Below are 16911 nucleotides of genomic sequence, written 5' to 3'. Positions count from 1 at the left end.
ATGAACAGTTTATCTCGGGTCCGTAACGGTAGTGCGCTGATGCTGGCGCTGTCGGCTCTGTGGTCAGCCAGCGTTTGTGCGGCGGACGATGCCGGTGCATTCGATCATGTTCAACAGATTCAGGCCGGCGATCTGAATATCGGCTATGTCGATATCGGTCCGCGCGACGGTCAGCCGGTTATCCTGCTGCACGGCTGGCCGTATGATATTCATAGCTATGAGAAAGTGGCACCCGCGTTAGCGCAAAAAGGGTTCCGCGTTATCGTGCCGTATCTGCGTGGATATGGTACCACCCGTTTTCTCTCTGCGAAGACGCCGCGCAACGGACAGCCGTCGGCGATGGCGGCAGATATTATTCACCTGATGGACGCCTTGCAGATAAAACAGGCCGATGTGGCCGGTTTTGACTGGGGGGCGCGTACCGCCGATATCATGGCGGCGCTGTGGCCGGAGCGGGTTAAATCGCTGGTTTCGGTGAGCGGGTATCTGATTGGCAGCCAGCAAATCGGCGCCAGGCCGCTGCCGCCGCAGGCGGAACTCTCCTGGTGGTATCAGTTTTATTTCGCCACCGCGCGCGGCGAGGCGGGCTATCGGCAGAATACGCGCGATTTTGCGCAGCTGATCTGGCATCAGGCCTCGCCGGGCTGGGCCTTCAGCGAAGCCGAATTTGCGCAAAGCGCCAAAGCGCTGACAAACCCGGACCATGTTGCCGTGACCATCAGTAACTATCGCTGGCGGCTGGGCATCGATAAAGGCGAACAGAAATATGCCGCCTATGAACAGAAACTGGCGCTGCTGCCGACGATTGCCGTCCCGACCATTACGCTTGAGGGCGACAACAACGGTGCGCCGCACCCGACGCCGGAGAGCTATCGGGCGAAATTTAGCGGCAAATATGAGCACCGGACCTTAACCGGCAACATCGGTCACAATCTACCGCAGGAAGATCCCGCCGACTTTGTTAAAGCGGTGGTCGATGCCGACCGTCTGTAGCGCGTGCGCCGGAGGCGGCGAGTTGCGCTTCCGGCAACAGCGCATATTCTTGTTGAGTTGCATTCATTCACGACGGAGCCTGCGGTGGAACATATTGACCATATTCTGGTTGTCGATGACGACCGCGATATTCGTGAACTGGTGACCGATTATCTGAATAAGTCGGGATACCGCGCCACGGGTGCTGCAAATGGTAAAGCGATGTGGTCAGTGCTGCAGGGTCATCATGTGGATCTGATTGTCCTCGATATTATGCTTCCCGGCGATGATGGCCTGATCCTCTGTCGCCAGCTGCGTAGCCACGGTCAGCAAAATATCCCGGTTCTGATGTTAACCGCCCGCACCGACGACAGCGACCGTATTCTGGGTCTGGAAATGGGCGCCGATGACTACCTGGTCAAACCCTTCGTCGCCCGGGAGCTGCTGGCGCGGATTAAAGCGATCCTGCGGCGCACGCGCGCGCTGCCACCCAATCTGCAAATTACCGAAGCCGGCAGACTGATTGCGTTTGGCGACTGGCAACTGGATACCTCCGCGCGTCATCTGCTGGATAATGACGGCACTATCGTCGCGCTGAGCGGGGCAGAATATCGACTGCTGCGGGTCTTTCTCGACCATCCCCAGCGGGTGCTCAACCGCGACCAGCTGCTGAACCTGACCCAGGGACGCGATGCCGAGCTGTTTGAGCGCTCCATCGATCTGCTGGTGAGCCGCTTACGCCAGCGGCTGCGGGAAGATGCCCGCGAACCGGCCTACATCAAAACCGTGCGTAGCGAAGGGTATGTCCTCGCGGTCCCGGTTGCCATTCGCGAGGTCCGCGAATGAGGCTGTGGCCCGCTTCTCTGCGGTCACGGCTGATGCTGATGATTTTCTTCACCTTACTGCTGGCTAATGCCCTGACCCTTTCGCTGCTGCTGTATGAGCGGATGAGCAGTGCCCGCAGCGTGATGCTGGGAAACCTGGAGTACGACGTGGCAACCAGCGTGGCGATCCTTGACCGACTTCCCGCCGCCGAGCGTCCGCAGTGGCTGGAGCGGCTGGCGCGTGGCAACTATCGCTACCGGTTGTCCGCCGGCGTCAGCGGACACTATCCTGACAGCTGGCGTTCCCGCGATGCGGTGCGTTCTCTGCAGGAAGCGCTGAGCGGCAGCTATCCGGTCAGCATTATTGCGGTGCCCGGTCCGCGTGAACATATTCAGGCACATATCACCCTGCATGACGGAGCGCCGCTGAGCATTGATTTATGGCCGCGGCTGCCGGCGATTGCCCGCTGGCTCCCGGCGGTGCTGATCGTCCAGTTCCTGCTGCTGCTGGCGTGCGCCTGGTATGCCGTGCGCCAGGTTGTGCGTCCGATGACGCGCTTTACCCGCGCGATTGACGCCCTGCAACCGGCGAACAGCGCGCCAGGCATGATGGCGGAACAGGGGCCGGTGGAAGTACAGCACGCCGCCCGGGCGTTCAACGCGATGCAGACGCGCATTCGCGACCATCTACAGGAACGCGCGCGGATCCTCGCGGCAATTTCCCACGATCTCCAGACGCCGATTACGCGCATGAAGCTGCGACTGGAAATGACCGACGCGCCGGAACTGCGCGATAAACTCCTGCAGGACCTCGACAATATGAGTCGTCTGGTCAGGGAAGGGATTGCTTTTGCCCGCTCGGCGCAGCCGCTGGAAGAGAAGCGCCAACGCCTCGATCTGAACGCGTTTCTGGACAGCATCGCCCTGGATTATGCCGATGTCGGCAGAGCGGTTGCCTTTATCCCCGCCGAAGAGGGGCGCGTCGTGCTGACACAGCCTCAGGCGCTGCGCCGAATCATGACCAATCTGATCGATAATGGCTTAAAGTTCGCTGAGCGGGTCGATATTCGGTTGAGCTATGCAATGAATGGCGACCCCATCATTCAGGTGATGGATAACGGTCCGGGGATCCCGGAAGCGAGCCTGGAGGAGGTGCTGCAACCATTCTTTCGCCTGGAAAATTCGCGCAACCGTGAAACCGGCGGCACCGGGCTCGGCCTGGCGATCGCCGCGCAGCTGACCAGCCAGATGCCGGGAACGCTTCGCCTGGGGAACCGCCCGGAAGGGGGATTAGAGGCGATTATTCGTCTCGACTCCGCCGTTTTGTATCCGTCTGTATCTCGCGCTGAGACAGACAACTTAACAGACAAAAACCCGTAAATTCAGACACTTTATAACGACATTCGCCTGATGTAATACGCCTGCGGCCATGACCGGCCGCATGTTGATAACGAGGTGAATATGATGTCTCTTCCGATCGCTTTTTTCGGCGGTATGTTGACGCTGCTGAGTCCGTGTACTTTACCGGTGATCCCACTCATCTTTGCTAACCTTCGCGGTAAACGCAGCCATCTGCTGCTCCTGCTTGGCGGGATGGTGCTGATGTTTACCGGGATGTCGCTACTGGTGACGCTGGCCAGCAGCGGCATCGTCAGTCTGACCCTGGCCGGGCGCTGGCTGGCGCTGATTTTTCTGGCGCTGGTGGGGCTGAGCCTGCTCTCGCAACGTGTCGCCCAACGGCTTGCTTCACCGCTGGTGGCGCTGGGCAACCGTATCAACGATCGCAGCTATCGCCATGCCGGCGGATTCTCGGCGCTGCTGGCGGGGCTGGCCATCGGGCTGCTGTGGGCGCCCTGCGCCGGGCCGGTACTGGGGGCAATCCTTAGCTTTGCGTTTCTTAATGGCCAGTCGGTGACCACGGGCCTGCTGCTGGCCGCCTACGGCAGCGGTTGCGCCCTGATGCTGGCGCTGCTGTGGTGGTTGGGCTCAAAGCTGGTGGCGCGTCTGCATCGCGGGCTGGCCTTTAGCCAGCGGCTGCGTCAGCTGGCGGGAGGGGCGATCCTCGCCTCGGTGACATTGATTGCCAGCGGAGCGGACCGCTACCTGCAAGGCGCAAATGGTCTGACGCAGTCGCTGGAGCAACGTCTGAGCGCCAGCTTGCCGCAGCGGGCGCAGACAACGGTACTACAACCGGTTGTCGCGCCACAACCAACCAGCGATATACCCGCGCTGCTCGGCGGTAGCGCATGGATCAACAGCCAGCCGCTGCGCCCGGCCGACCTGCAGGGGAAGGTGGTTCTGATCGATTTCTGGACCCGGGGTTGTATTAACTGCCAGCACACCTTGCCGTATGTACGCGCGTGGGTGAACAAATATCGCGCCGCCGGGCTGCTGGTCGTGGGGGTGCATACGCCGGAATACCCGTGGGAACGCTCGTTGCCGGCGCTGCGTGACGCGGTGGCAAAATGGCAGCTGCCGTATCCGATCGTCGCGGACAACGGTTACGCTATCTGGAACGCCTTTGGCAACCAGTATTGGCCGGCACATTATCTGTTTGATGCCAGGGGGAAGCTGCGCTACACCGCTTTTGGCGAAGGGGACTACGTGCAGCAGGAGAAAATGATCCAGCAGTTGTTACAAGAGGCGAAAGCCTGAGTGGGGTAATAGTCCCGCTGGCGTTGCGCTGAAGCGGCCAGTGGCAGACGTTGACAGGTTATCAGTGGCCCGCTCAGCACTCAAATCGTGACGGTGTCACTTATTCCTGCTCCGCAGACAGAAATAAAAAAGCCGATAAGCTAAGTTATCGGCTTTTACCAACAAGTCTCATGGCGAGGATTGTTGAGTGGGGCGGCAGTCAACCACCGTCCCGCTCAAGGATATTACTTCGCCAGCAATTCCTGCGCGGTGCGTTCCACCAGATTCAGCAGCACCTTCACGTCTTCAAGCGTCACGATCGGGTTCAGCAGCGTCAGCTTCAGGCAGGTCATGCCGTTGTGCTCGGTCACGCCGACGTTTGCACGACCGGAGTCGAGCAGCGCATCCCCAACGCGTTGGTTGAGCAGGGCGATAGCGGCATCATCGCTGCCGGCCATCTGCGCCGGACGAGAGCGGAACAGCACGCTCGCCAGCTGCGGCTGCATGACCAGTTCCAGCGTCGGCTGAGATTTAACGTATTCCGCCACCTTTTTCGCCATGGTCACGCCGTGATCGATGATCGCCGCGTACTGTTTCTGGCCCAGCGCTTCCAGCCCCATCCACAGCTTCAGCGCATCGAAGCGACGGGTGGTCTGCAGCGATTTGGAGACCAGATTCGGCACGCCGTGTTCTTCATCGAACTCGGAGTTCAGATAGGCCGCCTGGTAGCGCATCAGCTCGTAGTGGCGCGCGTCTTTTAACAGGAACGCGCCGCAGCTGATGGTCTGGAAGAACTGCTTGTGGAAGTCCAGGGTAATGGAGTCCACGCACTCAATGCCGTCCAGATAGTCGCGGTACTGCTCGGAGAGCAGCAGTGCACCGCCCCATGCCGCATCCACGTGCAGCCAGATCTGATGTTCTGCCGCCACGCCGGCGATAGCACGCAGCGGGTCGATAGCGCCTGCGTCGGTTGTGCCGGCGGTGGCGACGATCGCCATGATCTGCTCGCCGTTAGCCTGCGCTTCGGCGATTTTCGCTTTCAGATCAGCGACGTCCATCCGCGCGAATTCGTCGGTTTTCACCAGCGTCACGGCGCGGTAGCCGAGGCCCATCAGCGCCATGTTCTTCTGCACCGAGAAGTGGGCATTTTCAGAGCACAGCACTTTATACTGACGCACGTCACCCGGCAGACCGTCCTGCTGGATAGAGTGCCCCTGACGAGCGAAGAAGGCGTCGCGCGCCAGCATCAGCCCCATCAGGTTGCTTTGGGTGCCGCCGCTGGTGAAGACGCCGGCGTCGCCGGCCGGGTAACCGACCTGAGCACGCAGCCATTCGATCAGCTTCATCTCAATGATGGTCGCCGACGGGCTTTGGTCCCAGGAGTCCATGCTCTGGTTGGTCGCGTTAATCAGTACTTCCGCCGCCTGGCTAACGACCAGGCTCGGACAGTGCAGATGCGCCACGCACTGCGGGTGATGTACCGACAGGCTGTCTTTCAGGAAGTACTCGATCGCACGTTCAATCGCCGCCTGGTTACCCAGACCCTGCTCGGTGAACTCAAGGGTAATGCGCTCACGCAGTTCGGCGACGCTTTTACCTTGATACATCTCAGGCTGCTGCAACCATTGCGCGACGGCCTGGCTGGTCTGGGCGATCGCCTGCTGATAAGCCTCAATACTTTGCGGCGAACCAGCAAGAATCGGATTCAATTTGGACATTGCGGTCACTCGCTCCACTCAGACCGGTTTGACACCGGCGGCCAGCATGGCCTGTTCAAATTTGTCGAGGAAAATTTCCAGCTCGGCGTTGCTGATCAGCAGCGACGGCAGCAGACGCAGTACGCAGCCGCCACGGCCACCGCGCTCGAGGATCAGGCCCGCTTCGAAACATTTCTTCTGCAACAGGGCGGACAGCGCGCCGTCAGCCGGGTAGCAGCCCATATGATCCTGCTCGCCATTCGGGTTCACGATCTCAATACCGATCATCAGACCCAGACCGCGAATGTGACCCATGACCGGGAAACGCTTCTGCATATCGGCCAGTTTGCCTTTCAGCCATTCGCCCTGCGCGGCCACTTTGCCGGCAATGTCGTTGTCTTTCAGGTGACGCAGGGTGGTCAGCCCGGTGGCCATCGCCAGCTGGTTGCCACGGAAGGTGCCGGTATGGTGGCCCGGTTCCCAGGCGTCAAACTGCTTCTTGATACCCAGAACGGCCAGCGGCAGACCGCCGCCGACGGCTTTCGACATCACGATGATGTCCGGCTCAATGCCGGCGTGTTCGAAGGCAAACAGCTTACCGGTACGGGCAAAGCCAGCCTGAACTTCGTCGATGATCAGCAGAATGCCGTGTTCCTGAGTCACTTTGCGGATGCGCTGCAGCCACTCAACCGGAGCCGGGTTCACGCCGCCTTCGCCCTGAACGGCTTCGAGAATGACCGCCGCCGGTTTACGCACGCCGCTTTCCACGTCGTTGATCAGGTTTTCGAAGTAGTAGGTCAGCGCTTTCACGCCCGCTTCGCCACCGATACCCAGCGGGCAGCGGTACTGATGCGGATACGGCATAAACTGCACTTCTGGCATCATGCCGTTGACGGCTTCTTTCGGTGACAGGTTGCCGGTTACCGACAGCGCGCCGTGGGTCATACCGTGGTAGCCGCCGGAGAAGCTAATCACCGAAGAACGGCCGGTGTATTTTTTCGCCAGCTTCAGGGCCGCTTCTACGGCGTCAGCGCCGGACGGGCCGGTGAACTGCAGGCAGTATTCTTTACCTTCTCCCGGCAGTAATGAGAGCAGGTATTCGGAGAAGCGATCTTTTAACGGGGTAGTCAGATCGAGCGTATGTAACGGCAAGCCGCTGGTAATGACACTTTGGATGCTTTGCAGCACATCAGGGTGGTTGTGACCAAGAGCGAGGGTACCAGCACCGGCAAGGCAATCCAGGTACTGTTTGTTATCCGCATCGGTTAACCACACGCCTTCCGCTTTTGCGATAGCCAGCGGCAGCTTGCGCGGGTAACTCCTGACGTTCGATTCGAATTCAGCCTGACGGGCCAAAAAGGTTTCGTTGTTAGCGTCCAATAAATCTGCACTTAAAGTATCAATACGGACTTTATCCGTCATCATATCACTCCCACAACCAGCGTTACGGTTGAACACTGGTTGAATAATTGGTTTTAGAAAATGAATCGCCATTCATAAAGCGCGCACAATATATGGCTTTTTAAATCGTCATTCAATGTTTTATTTATTGAGGTATTTTTACGTTATTTTTACACAACGAAAATCAATGGTAATACTTTGATTTATATGATTTATTTAAAGTGTTATAAAACCATTAAAAGTGTAATTCTTAGTGAGGGAAAGCGCCGGGTTTTATTACCGCTTCGCTAAAGTAGCTGACGGAAATTCTTCCGTCAGCCGTATGGTTACTCAATCCAGTTCGACCGCATAATGAGTTAAAGGTGTGATTTTTTTAACCAACTTGTTGTTATATAAAAACTGTTCATAAGCTTCGTAGCGGGCCTTATCCAGCGCCGCGGGATGGTCGGCAAACAGGGGTACCGTCTGCTGCCAGGCCTGCTGGTTCAGCTCGGTATTCAGCTCCGGATGAGCGGCGGCAAAAGCCTGCCAGGTTTCCTGCGGATGCGCGCGCAGATAGGCCACTCCCTCCTGCAGCGCGACGAGGAACTTTTTGATTTTGGCCGCATGAATTTCATCGCGGTTGGCGACAATCACCAGCTCGTCGTAGGCCGGAACGCCGAAATCTTCGACATTCATCACCTGCGGATCTTTACCCTGCAGCTTGAGCTCCAGCGCTTCAATATTACGATAGCCGCCAATCACCGCATCAACCTGGCCGGCCAGCAGGGCGCTGGTCAACTGGAAATTGACGTTAATCAGCTTGATGCTTTGCGGATCGATATGGTCATGTTGCGCCATAGTCGCCAGCGTAGCCTGCTCGATACCGCTAACCGAATAGCCGACTTTTTTCCCTTTCAGATCCGCGGGGGTTTTGATGCGCTTATCCAGAGCGATGATCGTGTTCAACGGCGAGTTAATCAACGTACCGACCCGCACCAGCGGCAGCCCCTCATCGGCGAAAAAGTGCACCTGCGGCTGATAGGTGATAGCCAGATCCGCCTGGCCGGCGGCCACCAGACGCGGCGGCAGGGCCGGGTCAGACGGCGGGACAATCTTCACGTCCAGGCCCTGCGCTTTAAAGGCGCCAATCTGTTCCGCCACCATAATCGGCGCATGGTCCGGGTTAATATACCAGTCCAGCACCAGGGTCAGCTTCTCGTTGGCCATCGCCTGTCCGCTGATAAGCGCGGTTAATGTGATGGCGGTGAAAACGGGTTTATGCATGATTATTCCTTATTCCGGTGTCCAGTTGATCAGCCGGTGTAATAGAGCATCCACTGCCAGCCATAGCAGAATGGTCAGCAGCACTAAAATAAACAGCGCCGCAAAGCAGACATCGGTTTGCATGCGCGCATTAGCATTGAGCATCACATAGCCCAGTCCTTCGGCAGAACCGACCCATTCGCCGATGATCGCGCCGATTGGCGCTACGGCCGCGGCCATGCGCAGGCCGGAACCCAGCGCCGGCAGGGCGGCCATCAGGCGAACATGTCGCAGCTGCGCCCCTGACGAGGCGCCCATCGTACGCGCCAGATCGAGGTAGTCGTGATTGACCCGCCGCAGGCCGTCAAAAAATGCCGACGTCACGGGGAAGAAAATCACCAGAACCGCCATCATCACTTTGGCGCTCATCCCGAAGCCAAACCACAGCACCAGCAGCGGAGCGAGGGCGAAAACCGGAATCGCCTGACTGGTCAGCACCAGCGGCATCAGCCAGCGCTGTAGGCGCGGCGAGATCATCATGCACAGGGCCAACACCACGCCGAGCAGTACCCCGAGAGTCAGGCCGCTGAGGATCTCGCTCAAAGTAACCAGCGTGTGCCAGCTCAGCCAGCTGCGGTTGTTCCACAGGGCGGCGGCCACCGCCGATGGCGACGGCAGCAGGAACGCCGGAATGCCGCTGTTACTGAGCAGCCACCAAAACACCAGCAGGCCGCAGAACACCACGCCGCCGCGGAAAAGTTTCCCTCTCATCCGTTGGCCCTCATCAACTGTTGCAGTAGCGCGGCTTGTCCCCTCAGCAGCGCCGGATCGTCCGGCGCCCGCGGCGGTTTCCCCGTCAGATGATGGGAGTCATCAATGCCGCCGGGCGGCGGCGAGAGCACCAGCAGGCGATGGCTGAGCCGGCAGGCTTCCATCGGATCGTGGGTAATCAACACCACCGTACGCTGAGTCAGCAGTTCCGCTGCCAGCGTCTGGATACGCGTGCGGGTAAGGGTGTCCAGCGCCGAAAAAGGCTCATCCATTAACACGATCGGCCGATCTTCATACAGCGTGCGCGCCAGCGCCGCCCGCTGACGCATGCCGCCGGAGAGCGACGCCGGACGATCGTCGGCGCAGTGGCTGAGTCCCACCTGCTCTAATAACGTCGCAACCCGCTGCCGATCGACGCGCTCTCCGCGCAGGCGGGCGCCAAGCGCTACATTGTCGCGCACGCTTAGCCACGGATAGAGCAGGTCCTTTTGCCCCATCCAGGCCAGACGAGGGGCCAGCGGGCGACCGTCGCTGGCCTGAACCTGACCGTGAGTGGGGGCGGCCAGTCCGGCGATAATTCGCAGCAGGCTGGTTTTTCCGGCACCGCTGGCGCCTAGCAGCGAAATCCACTGTCCAGCGGGAATATCAAACGACAACTTGTCAAAAATGACCCGTGAGCCGAAGCGCAGACTTAATTCCCGCACCGCGATAGTCGGAGCCGTCACTGAGCGACCGCCGCGGCATTCAGTCCCATCTGCCAGAAGTTGGCTTCCAGACGGGTGGCGGTGGTGAAGATGGCACCCAGCTCTGCGATGCGCGATTCGGCGCCGCGCTGCTGCCAGACGCGCTCCAGCAGGCCGATAGCCGCCGTGACACCGTCGAGATAGCCCGCATCGCCGTAGTTACGGATCCAGGAGGCATAGGGGTTGTCGGTGAGCCGGGTGGCCGGATTGTGGAGCAGTCCGAGGCCGATTTCCGCATAGCCAGCCACGCAGGGCATCAGCGCCACCAGCAGATCGAGCGCATCGCCGGAATGACCGATATCCAGCACGTAGCGGGTGTAGTTTACCGTCTCCGGCGCTTCGCTTTCGGCGGCCATTGTCGCTTCGTCCAGCCCCCAGCCCGCGCAATAGCCGACGTGCAGCGGCAGTTCGCCAAGAATCGCGTTCATTGAGGCGGCCGCGGCGCGCATCTCCGGGAGCGTGCGCAGTTTGCTGACCAGCAGGGCATAGCTACGGGCAAAGTGGATCAGGAACAGGTAGTCCTGAGTCAGATAGCGTCGGAAGGCGCGTTCGGGCAAGGTACCGTCGGCAAGCTGGCGGAGAAAAGGATGGGCAACGTACTGTTCCCAGTCGCCTCCCGCCTGCTGGCGCAGACGACCATAAATACCCTGGGTAAAGATCGGCAGAATCACAGGACCTCCTGATTACGGGGGAGATCCGGGTGTGCGGAAGTATGAACAGGCAATGGCGGTAAACTGGCAAAATTGCCGACCCGTCCCTTCGCTGGCATGACCCAGATCAGGTTCAAAGGGTTCGGCTTACGCCATCTCAGCCCTCACGGGACACCCCTCGGTTGCGCCATGTTATACGGCATTCACTTTTTGATTACAATCCCGGCCGCGGGCGAATTGGTATCTGAATATGTGACACCGTCACTTACCATGATGGCTAAAAACTCAGCGCCAGCATATTTTCGCCGTAGACCATTGGCTTTCTATGCGTTTTTAACTGGCTAATTTGTCCAGAATTAAAAAAAACCGCCGGCCGAAAATTGGTAGTTCATGGCACCATAGGATATATTTTCATTACCATGAAACCCATTATTCTTCAGCCACATGGGCATTCAGAACCCATCACGGCGCCGGAGAGTGCATGAAGTTTTCGCTACCGACCTTATTGCTGGCGCTCATCGTGCCACTTTCCCTTCCCGCCGTTGGCGCCGATCTGTTCGATCCCGAAGATGGCATGCTGGATATGAGCCGCTATCTCCAGGATAACCAGTACGGGTTTCTTCCGGTGCCTATGGTGATAACCGAGCCGGCGGTGGGCTACGGCGGGGGGCTGTTTGGTCTCTTTTTGCACGGTAAAGGGACGCGGGATGGCGATCATTTTATTCCGCCGCCGATCACCGCTTTTGGCGGCGGCGGAACGCAGAACGGGACCTGGTTTATCGGCGGCGGCCACCGGCATACCTGGAATAATGACCGTATCCGCTATCTGCTGCTGCTGGGCTACGCCAATATTAAACTGGATATCTATTCCGACGGATTGACCAGTTTTAACAAAAATACCGCTATCCATTCGCAGACCCGCGGCTATGGAGGTCTGCAAAAACTGCTGTTTCGCGTAGGCGACACGCCGGTATTTGTCGGGGCCTCTCAGGTGTATGCGAAAACCGACGTTTCCGCCGATAACCCGGTCGTTAATCGGGTATGGCAGCAGGTGCTGGGTCAGGAGAGTGCATCATCGGCGCTGGGCGTGGTGGCGGAATATGACACTACGGATAATTTTTTCTATCCTGAGAAGGGGTTATCGGTACAAAGCGAATATCGATTTTTCCGTTCATTGTTAGGTGGCGACTATCATTACGATCAGTTCTCTGTCGATGGGAAATACTATATCCCGCTCAGTCGCACGCTGACGCTCGCCGTGGCTGGCAACTATCAGTCGTTGACCCACCATGATAAGCGCCTGACGCCAATGGCGCGCCCTTATATCGAATTACGCGGGATTTATCGTTACCGCTATCAGGGGGATTATGTCAGTACGGCGCAGACCCAGCTTGCCTGGGAATTTCAGCCGCGCTGGATCCTGCAAGGGTTCGTCGGTATCGGCAGCGCCGCTGACGAGGCCCATTCATTGTGGGAGCAAACCGAAGTGGCGTGGGGGACAGGGTTTCGCTACCTGATAGCGCGCCAGTATGGATTACATACGGGGATTGATATTGCCTTCAGCGAACATGAACAGGCGCTTTATTTTAATGTAGGTTCCGGACTTTAAGGTCAGATGAGAAAAAAATGAGATGGACTAAAACCGTACTTACGTTGTTGTTAACGTCGGGCACCGCCTGGGGGGCCAGCACGACCGACAGTTCCGGCAGCAGTAACGACAGCTATTTTCCGATTTGGGGTGATGAGGCAAGGGCGCGTGGATACTCCATTCCGCTGCCTTTCGGGGTCAATTTAAGCTATATGAACATTCGCCAGGATATCCTGGTCGACAGTATCTCTTTTTCCGGACTGAAGCTCGGGAACCACCCGATACCGAGCGATATGTTCGCTATCGATGCCGGACACACGCGACAAAAGAGCAAGACCGAGAACCTGCGTCTGGATATGTGGGTGTTTCCTTTCTTAAATATCTACGGCATCGCCGGGCATACCAGCGGATCGTCGTTATCAAAAGTCTCCGTTGACGCCGATCCCTCAAAATATACCGGGATCGACCGGATTATTGCCGGATCCGTGCATCGGCTCCATGAAAACGGACAGCTGCAGGATATTGATTTTGCGCTCGATTTTAAAGGCACCACCTGGGGAACCGGGTTTACCCTCGCCGGCGGCTATGGCAACTGGTTCGGCCTGATCGATACCAACTATACCCGGACCGACTTCGATATTCTTGACGGTAAAATCTCGGCCACCACCGTGTCGCCGCGCATTGGCTATCGCTTTAATTTGCAAGGTATCGCCGGCCCGTCAAACTTAAGTATCTGGGTGGGCAGTATGTACCAGAACGTACAGCAGGAGTTCAAAGGCAATCTCTCCGATCTGCATATGCCGCCGGAACTCCAGCCGCTTATTGCTGCGGTTAATAAAGACGATCAGGGCAAGTTTGACGTGAAGCAGCGGCTCTCTTCTCCGTGGAACATGCTGGTGGGCGCGCAATATGAAATTACGCAGAACTTTAACGTCTTAACCGAGTTTGGTTTTAACGAACGTAATAGCTTCTTTGTTGCCGGAGAATACCGTTTTTAACCTCGCAAAATGCCGCCTGCGAGCGTCCGTTTTATGTCCTGGAGACGATGTTAATGCGTAATGGCTTGTTATTTTTGCTGGCGGCCGCGTTCTCGGTGTGCGCGAAGGATCCGGTATTACCGGTCGTTCCCACTCCCCGGGTCAAACCGGTGGTCAGCCAGCTGGCGCCGCCGGAATCGCTGCGTCCGTGCTGTGCTTTTGGCTATGATCTGCATGTCAGAGCGATTGGGGTGCCGCTCCCGGTCTATCAAATTGGTAATGTCCTGACGCTCGATACGTTGGGTAAGCATCGTTACAACGACAGCGCGCTGGGGGCGGTAAAAAATCTTGTCGGGCTGAGTGAAGAGGAAAACGGGCTGATCTATACCCGTCGCGGCGGGTTTATCGATATCGCCCACGTGCGCGATACGGCGGATAACACTTTTTATCTCTTCTCCCGCATTTACCCGAATCTTGGACAGGCGGGGCGCATTTTCTACAGCGAGGAGCTGGGCGTCAGACGGATCCAGCTCAATGCTTTTATGCCGCCGGCTTCCCTGTCCCGACGCTATGAGATTGCCGCCTGGCTCGCAGGCCGTCTGGCCTATGAACTTGCGCAATGGCATGAAATTGCGCAGTGGAATGGTTTCCAGTCAGTTCCCGGTTTTTCGGAGGAAATCTCCGCCTTTTCCCCGGAAGATCTCTATTCGAATCTGCTGGGCGCGCGGCTGGCCATCAGCGTCATTTTGCACGGCCATGCCGGTTCGGTTGACGACTATAACCGGGCGATGGACGTCGCGCTGAAAAAGGTGTTGGTGAAGCTGATGGTGGCTCCGCGTAGTGAAACGGAAAGTATGTTTCGCAAGCTGGATGGCGACTGGTGGAACAGCCAGCGTCGGGTTCCGGATAAATTTCTGGTGCTCAAACGCAATTACGATATGAGCGACGATCGGCTTCCGACGCCGGTCCCGTTCGAGAGGACGACGCCCTGGCGGTTAACTCTGCCGCAGACGGTGGACGGCTTTTCGCTCGCAGAACTTGGTCAGTTGCAAATTCATCCGGGGCAGGACATGCAGATGCTGCCGGTGCCGGAGACCTTCTATACCCCCGGGCAGTTCCAGGGACTGGCCGATCGCGCCGAACGGGCGGATCAAACCCAGCTTGAGCGTATCGAGAAATAACTCAGGAACGGCGAGCGCCGGGGAGAATGCCCGGCTTCTGTCAGCGGCAGCGCCGTTTTGCTTTCCCGGTACACTTTCCATAATCAAAAAGGAACTATACTTCCGGCGTCTCCATCTCGTGTCTGAACTTTCGACGTCATTTCATTAGCTTATTAGCCTACGCCGTTGGGCCATATTGGCGATGAGCGCGTCGTTCAGAAGCGTGGTGCCTGTTCGCTGGAGGGCTGCATGTTATTAAAAGAGTTAATGATTTTTGATTTATTAAGCACCCCTGTTTGGGTGGTTCATCCTTTTAAAGAAGCAGTCGTCTATTGTAATCAGGCTTCCAGAACCCTCAGCGGAGCGATGTCGCTGGATGAAATGCGCAAAGGTACGCTCTCCAGCTGCCCGGAACGCAGCCTGCAGAATTATCTGTACTACTTCAAAAATATTGCTGAAGTATTCGAAGTGTGGACGATTCAAACCCCGGAAGGTCTGAGTCCGGTTTATTGTAAAACCACCCTGATTAAATCCGCAGAATATGACACATTAATTCTTTTTGAAGCGGCAAAGATCCTGCAGCAAAATGACTCGTTTAAGGCGCTCCCCGCGCACCCTTACAAACGGCGCAGCAATAGTTTCTTTTCGCGATTCTTTATGACCAGTTCTGCCCCGATGCTGTTGATTGACCCTGAACAGGACGGGCGAATTATTGATGCTAATATCGCCGCGCTGCGGTTTTATAACTATACGGCCGATGAGATGCGCACTCGCCATACCTGGCAAATCAATACTCTGGGAAGGGACGTGCTTCCCGTGATGCGCAGCGTGGCAAGCTTACCCGGCGGCCACAAGCCGCTTAATTTTACCCATATTCTGTCCGATGGTTCTCTCCGCTACGTTCAGACCTATGCCGGACCGGTGGTGCTGAACCATATACGGTTGATGCTGTGTATTGTTCATGACATTACTGAAGAAGTGCATCTGAAGGAAGAACTTGAATTTGCCGCCACTCACGATCCTTTAACCGGATTACTTAACCGACGCGAGTTTTATCGTATTGTTGATTCTTCATTATTTCATTCAGGCGGTTTTTGCCTGCTGCTGGTGGATGTCGATAATTTTAAAGCGATTAATGATAGCTACGGACACCAAAAAGGCGATGAGGTGCTGCTGGCGATTTCCCGAATTCTTGAATCCGCTGCCAAAATTCAGGACAAGATCTATCGCTGGGGAGGGGAAGAATTTTTATTATTTCTCCCCGGCGTGTCAATCGCACCGGCGCTGGCGATGGCAGAAGCGATTCGCCACGCGGTCAGCTGTTATCATCTCCCCGAGCATGCCGGTACGGTGACGGTCAGTATCGGCGTCGCGGAACATCAAGAGGGTGAAGAGATCGATCAGCTGTTTAATCGCGTCGATAAAGCGCTGTATGCCGCGAAGAAAGAAGGGCGAAACCAGGTAAAACTTCATCTGGTCGAAAAATATTAAACACCTGGAGTATGAACGTATGCAATCCCCGGAACCTTCTCCCCCGGATAATCCGTGCGCTAAGGAGATCATCGATCTGTATGAGCGCCATGCCCGACGCTGGGCGGAACTGCGTTCAACCCACTTGTTTGAACAACCCTGGCTGGATACGTTTCTTGCGCGGGTGAGACCCGACGGTCATATTCTCGATATTGGCTGCGGTAACGGCACGCCTGTCGCCGCCTACTTTATCCGCCGGGGATATCGGGTGACCGGCATCGACGCCTCCCCGACGATGATTGCCCGCTGCCGCCGGGACTTTGCGCAACAACAGTGGATGGTGGCAGATATGCGCACCCTGGCGCTGGGGCAGCAGTTTGACGCGCTGCTGGCGTGGGACAGCTTCTTCCATCTGACCCGTGACGCCCAGCGCGCGATGTTTGCCCGCTTTGCGGCCCATGCCCGTCCGCACGCGCCGCTGATGTTCACCAGCGGGACCCACGATGGGGAAGCTATCGGGCGGTTTGAGGGGGACGAACTCTATCATGCCAGCCTGGCGCCGGAAGCGTATCGCCTGCTGCTGGAAACCCACGGTTTTGAATTACTGAAGCATGTTGTCAACGACCCGTGCTGCGGCGGGCGCACGGTTTGGCTGGCGGTAAAAAACGCCTGAATCTGTGCCTTGCAACGATCGGCTGAGCGCGCGGACGACCAGGGGCCGGCAGAAAATACGTCAATCCGCGCGTTGGCTCGCCAGGAGGGATGCAAAACTATCGCTA

General features: G+C 57.4%; 15 protein-coding genes and 1 riboswitch. Of the genes, 9 read left to right on the top strand and 6 right to left on the bottom strand.

Annotated features, from left to right (window positions below):
• From ROR01S_RS08875 to ROR01S_RS08860, 4 genes are all read left to right on the top strand, one after another.
• Positions 1 to 993, top strand: a complete 993-nt coding sequence (locus ROR01S_RS08875) for an alpha/beta hydrolase (protein ID WP_064359341.1) — start codon at positions 1 to 3, stop codon at positions 991 to 993.
• 84 nt (positions 994 to 1077) lie between these two features.
• On the top strand, positions 1078 to 1818 hold the full coding sequence (locus ROR01S_RS08870; RefSeq protein ID WP_004861874.1) for a response regulator: 741 nt from the start codon (positions 1078 to 1080) through the stop codon (positions 1816 to 1818).
• A complete protein-coding gene (locus ROR01S_RS08865; RefSeq protein WP_064359340.1) occupies positions 1815 to 3176 on the top strand; it encodes an ATP-binding protein in 1362 nt (453 codons plus the stop codon). The genes ROR01S_RS08870 and ROR01S_RS08865 overlap by 4 nt, the downstream gene beginning before the upstream one ends.
• 84 nt (positions 3177 to 3260) lie before the next feature.
• The gene (locus ROR01S_RS08860) at positions 3261 to 4451 is read left to right on the top strand and encodes a cytochrome c biogenesis protein/redoxin (RefSeq protein WP_064359339.1); all 1191 of its coding nucleotides are present in this window, start codon (positions 3261 to 3263) and stop codon (positions 4449 to 4451) included.
• A 224-nt stretch (positions 4452 to 4675) separates the two neighbouring features.
• Here ROR01S_RS08860 and ROR01S_RS08855 read toward each other — a convergent pair whose 3' ends face one another.
• The 6 genes from ROR01S_RS08855 to ROR01S_RS08830 all read right to left on the bottom strand — a co-directional run bounded on the left by ROR01S_RS08855 (position 4676) and on the right by ROR01S_RS08830 (position 10958).
• On the bottom strand, positions 4676 to 6157 hold the full coding sequence (locus ROR01S_RS08855) for a pyridoxal phosphate-dependent decarboxylase family protein (protein ID WP_160873090.1): 1482 nt from the start codon (positions 6155 to 6157) through the stop codon (positions 4676 to 4678).
• A 9-nt stretch (positions 6158 to 6166) separates the two neighbouring features.
• On the bottom strand, positions 6167 to 7552 hold the full coding sequence (locus ROR01S_RS08850) for a diaminobutyrate--2-oxoglutarate transaminase (protein ID WP_015584344.1): 1386 nt from the start codon (positions 7550 to 7552) through the stop codon (positions 6167 to 6169).
• A 306-nt stretch (positions 7553 to 7858) separates the two neighbouring features.
• Positions 7859 to 8794, bottom strand: a complete 936-nt coding sequence (locus ROR01S_RS08845; protein WP_064359338.1) for an ABC transporter substrate-binding protein — start codon at positions 8792 to 8794, stop codon at positions 7859 to 7861.
• Positions 8795 to 8803: 9 nt separating this feature from the next.
• Positions 8804 to 9544 (bottom strand): ABC transporter permease, encoded by a 741-nt coding sequence (locus ROR01S_RS08840; protein WP_004861892.1) that lies wholly within the window; start codon positions 9542 to 9544, stop codon positions 8804 to 8806.
• Positions 9541 to 10269 (bottom strand): ABC transporter ATP-binding protein, encoded by a 729-nt coding sequence (locus tag ROR01S_RS08835; protein WP_048756848.1) that lies wholly within the window; start codon positions 10267 to 10269, stop codon positions 9541 to 9543. Before ROR01S_RS08835 ends, ROR01S_RS08840 begins: the two co-directional genes overlap by 4 nt.
• Positions 10266 to 10958 carry a TenA family protein gene (locus tag ROR01S_RS08830; RefSeq protein WP_004861896.1) on the bottom strand — a complete coding sequence of 231 codons (693 nt, stop codon included), beginning with the start codon at positions 10956 to 10958 and terminating at the stop codon, positions 10266 to 10268. The genes ROR01S_RS08835 and ROR01S_RS08830 overlap by 4 nt, the downstream gene beginning before the upstream one ends.
• A 66-nt stretch (positions 10959 to 11024) precedes the next feature.
• A riboswitch (TPP riboswitch) is annotated at positions 11025 to 11126 on the bottom strand.
• Positions 11127 to 11418: 292 nt separating this feature from the next.
• On the opposite strand from ROR01S_RS08830, the gene ROR01S_RS08825 reads away from it, so the two are divergent.
• From ROR01S_RS08825 to ROR01S_RS08805, 5 genes are all read left to right on the top strand, one after another.
• A complete protein-coding gene (locus tag ROR01S_RS08825) occupies positions 11419 to 12546 on the top strand; it encodes a BamA/TamA family outer membrane protein (RefSeq protein WP_064359337.1) in 1128 nt (375 codons plus the stop codon).
• Positions 12547 to 12563: 17 nt separating this feature from the next.
• On the top strand, positions 12564 to 13523 hold the full coding sequence (locus ROR01S_RS08820; RefSeq protein ID WP_015584341.1) for a putative outer membrane beta-barrel protein: 960 nt from the start codon (positions 12564 to 12566) through the stop codon (positions 13521 to 13523).
• Positions 13524 to 13576: 53 nt separating this feature from the next.
• The gene (locus ROR01S_RS08815) at positions 13577 to 14683 is read left to right on the top strand and encodes a DUF4056 domain-containing protein (protein ID WP_064359336.1); all 1107 of its coding nucleotides are present in this window, start codon (positions 13577 to 13579) and stop codon (positions 14681 to 14683) included.
• A gap of 228 nt (positions 14684 to 14911) precedes the next feature.
• Positions 14912 to 16153, top strand: coding sequence for a GGDEF domain-containing protein (locus ROR01S_RS08810; RefSeq protein WP_064359335.1), 1242 nt, complete (start codon positions 14912 to 14914; stop codon positions 16151 to 16153).
• 19 nt (positions 16154 to 16172) lie between these two features.
• Positions 16173 to 16805 carry a class I SAM-dependent DNA methyltransferase gene (locus tag ROR01S_RS08805; RefSeq protein WP_064359334.1) on the top strand — a complete coding sequence of 211 codons (633 nt, stop codon included), beginning with the start codon at positions 16173 to 16175 and terminating at the stop codon, positions 16803 to 16805.
• Positions 16806 to 16911 lie beyond the last annotated feature (106 nt).

The organism is Klebsiella ornithinolytica NBRC 105727 = ATCC 31898, assembly GCF_001598295.1.
GTDB lineage: Bacteria > Pseudomonadota > Gammaproteobacteria > Enterobacterales > Enterobacteriaceae > Klebsiella > Klebsiella ornithinolytica.
This window is presented reverse-complemented; position numbering and strand designations above follow the sequence as displayed.

Excerpts from the sequence above, each read along its gene's own strand:
- ROR01S_RS08875 (WP_064359341.1), top strand. The coding sequence starts at position 1 with ATGAACAGTTTATCTCGGGTCCGTAACGGTAGTGCGCTGATGCTGGCG.
- ROR01S_RS08865 (WP_064359340.1), top strand. The coding sequence starts at position 1,815 with ATGAGGCTGTGGCCCGCTTCTCTGCGGTCACGGCTGATGCTGATGATT.
- ROR01S_RS08860 (WP_064359339.1), top strand. The coding sequence starts at position 3,261 with ATGTCTCTTCCGATCGCTTTTTTCGGCGGTATGTTGACGCTGCTGAGT.
- ROR01S_RS08850 (WP_015584344.1), bottom strand. The coding sequence starts at position 7,552 with ATGATGACGGATAAAGTCCGTATTGATACTTTAAGTGCAGATTTATTG.
- ROR01S_RS08845 (WP_064359338.1), bottom strand. The coding sequence starts at position 8,794 with ATGCATAAACCCGTTTTCACCGCCATCACATTAACCGCGCTTATCAGC.
- ROR01S_RS08840 (WP_004861892.1), bottom strand. The coding sequence starts at position 9,544 with ATGAGAGGGAAACTTTTCCGCGGCGGCGTGGTGTTCTGCGGCCTGCTG.
- ROR01S_RS08825 (WP_064359337.1), top strand. The coding sequence starts at position 11,419 with ATGAAGTTTTCGCTACCGACCTTATTGCTGGCGCTCATCGTGCCACTT.
- ROR01S_RS08820 (WP_015584341.1), top strand. The coding sequence starts at position 12,564 with ATGAGATGGACTAAAACCGTACTTACGTTGTTGTTAACGTCGGGCACC.
- ROR01S_RS08815 (WP_064359336.1), top strand. The coding sequence starts at position 13,577 with ATGCGTAATGGCTTGTTATTTTTGCTGGCGGCCGCGTTCTCGGTGTGC.
- ROR01S_RS08810 (WP_064359335.1), top strand. The coding sequence starts at position 14,912 with ATGTTATTAAAAGAGTTAATGATTTTTGATTTATTAAGCACCCCTGTT.
- ROR01S_RS08805 (WP_064359334.1), top strand. The coding sequence starts at position 16,173 with ATGCAATCCCCGGAACCTTCTCCCCCGGATAATCCGTGCGCTAAGGAG.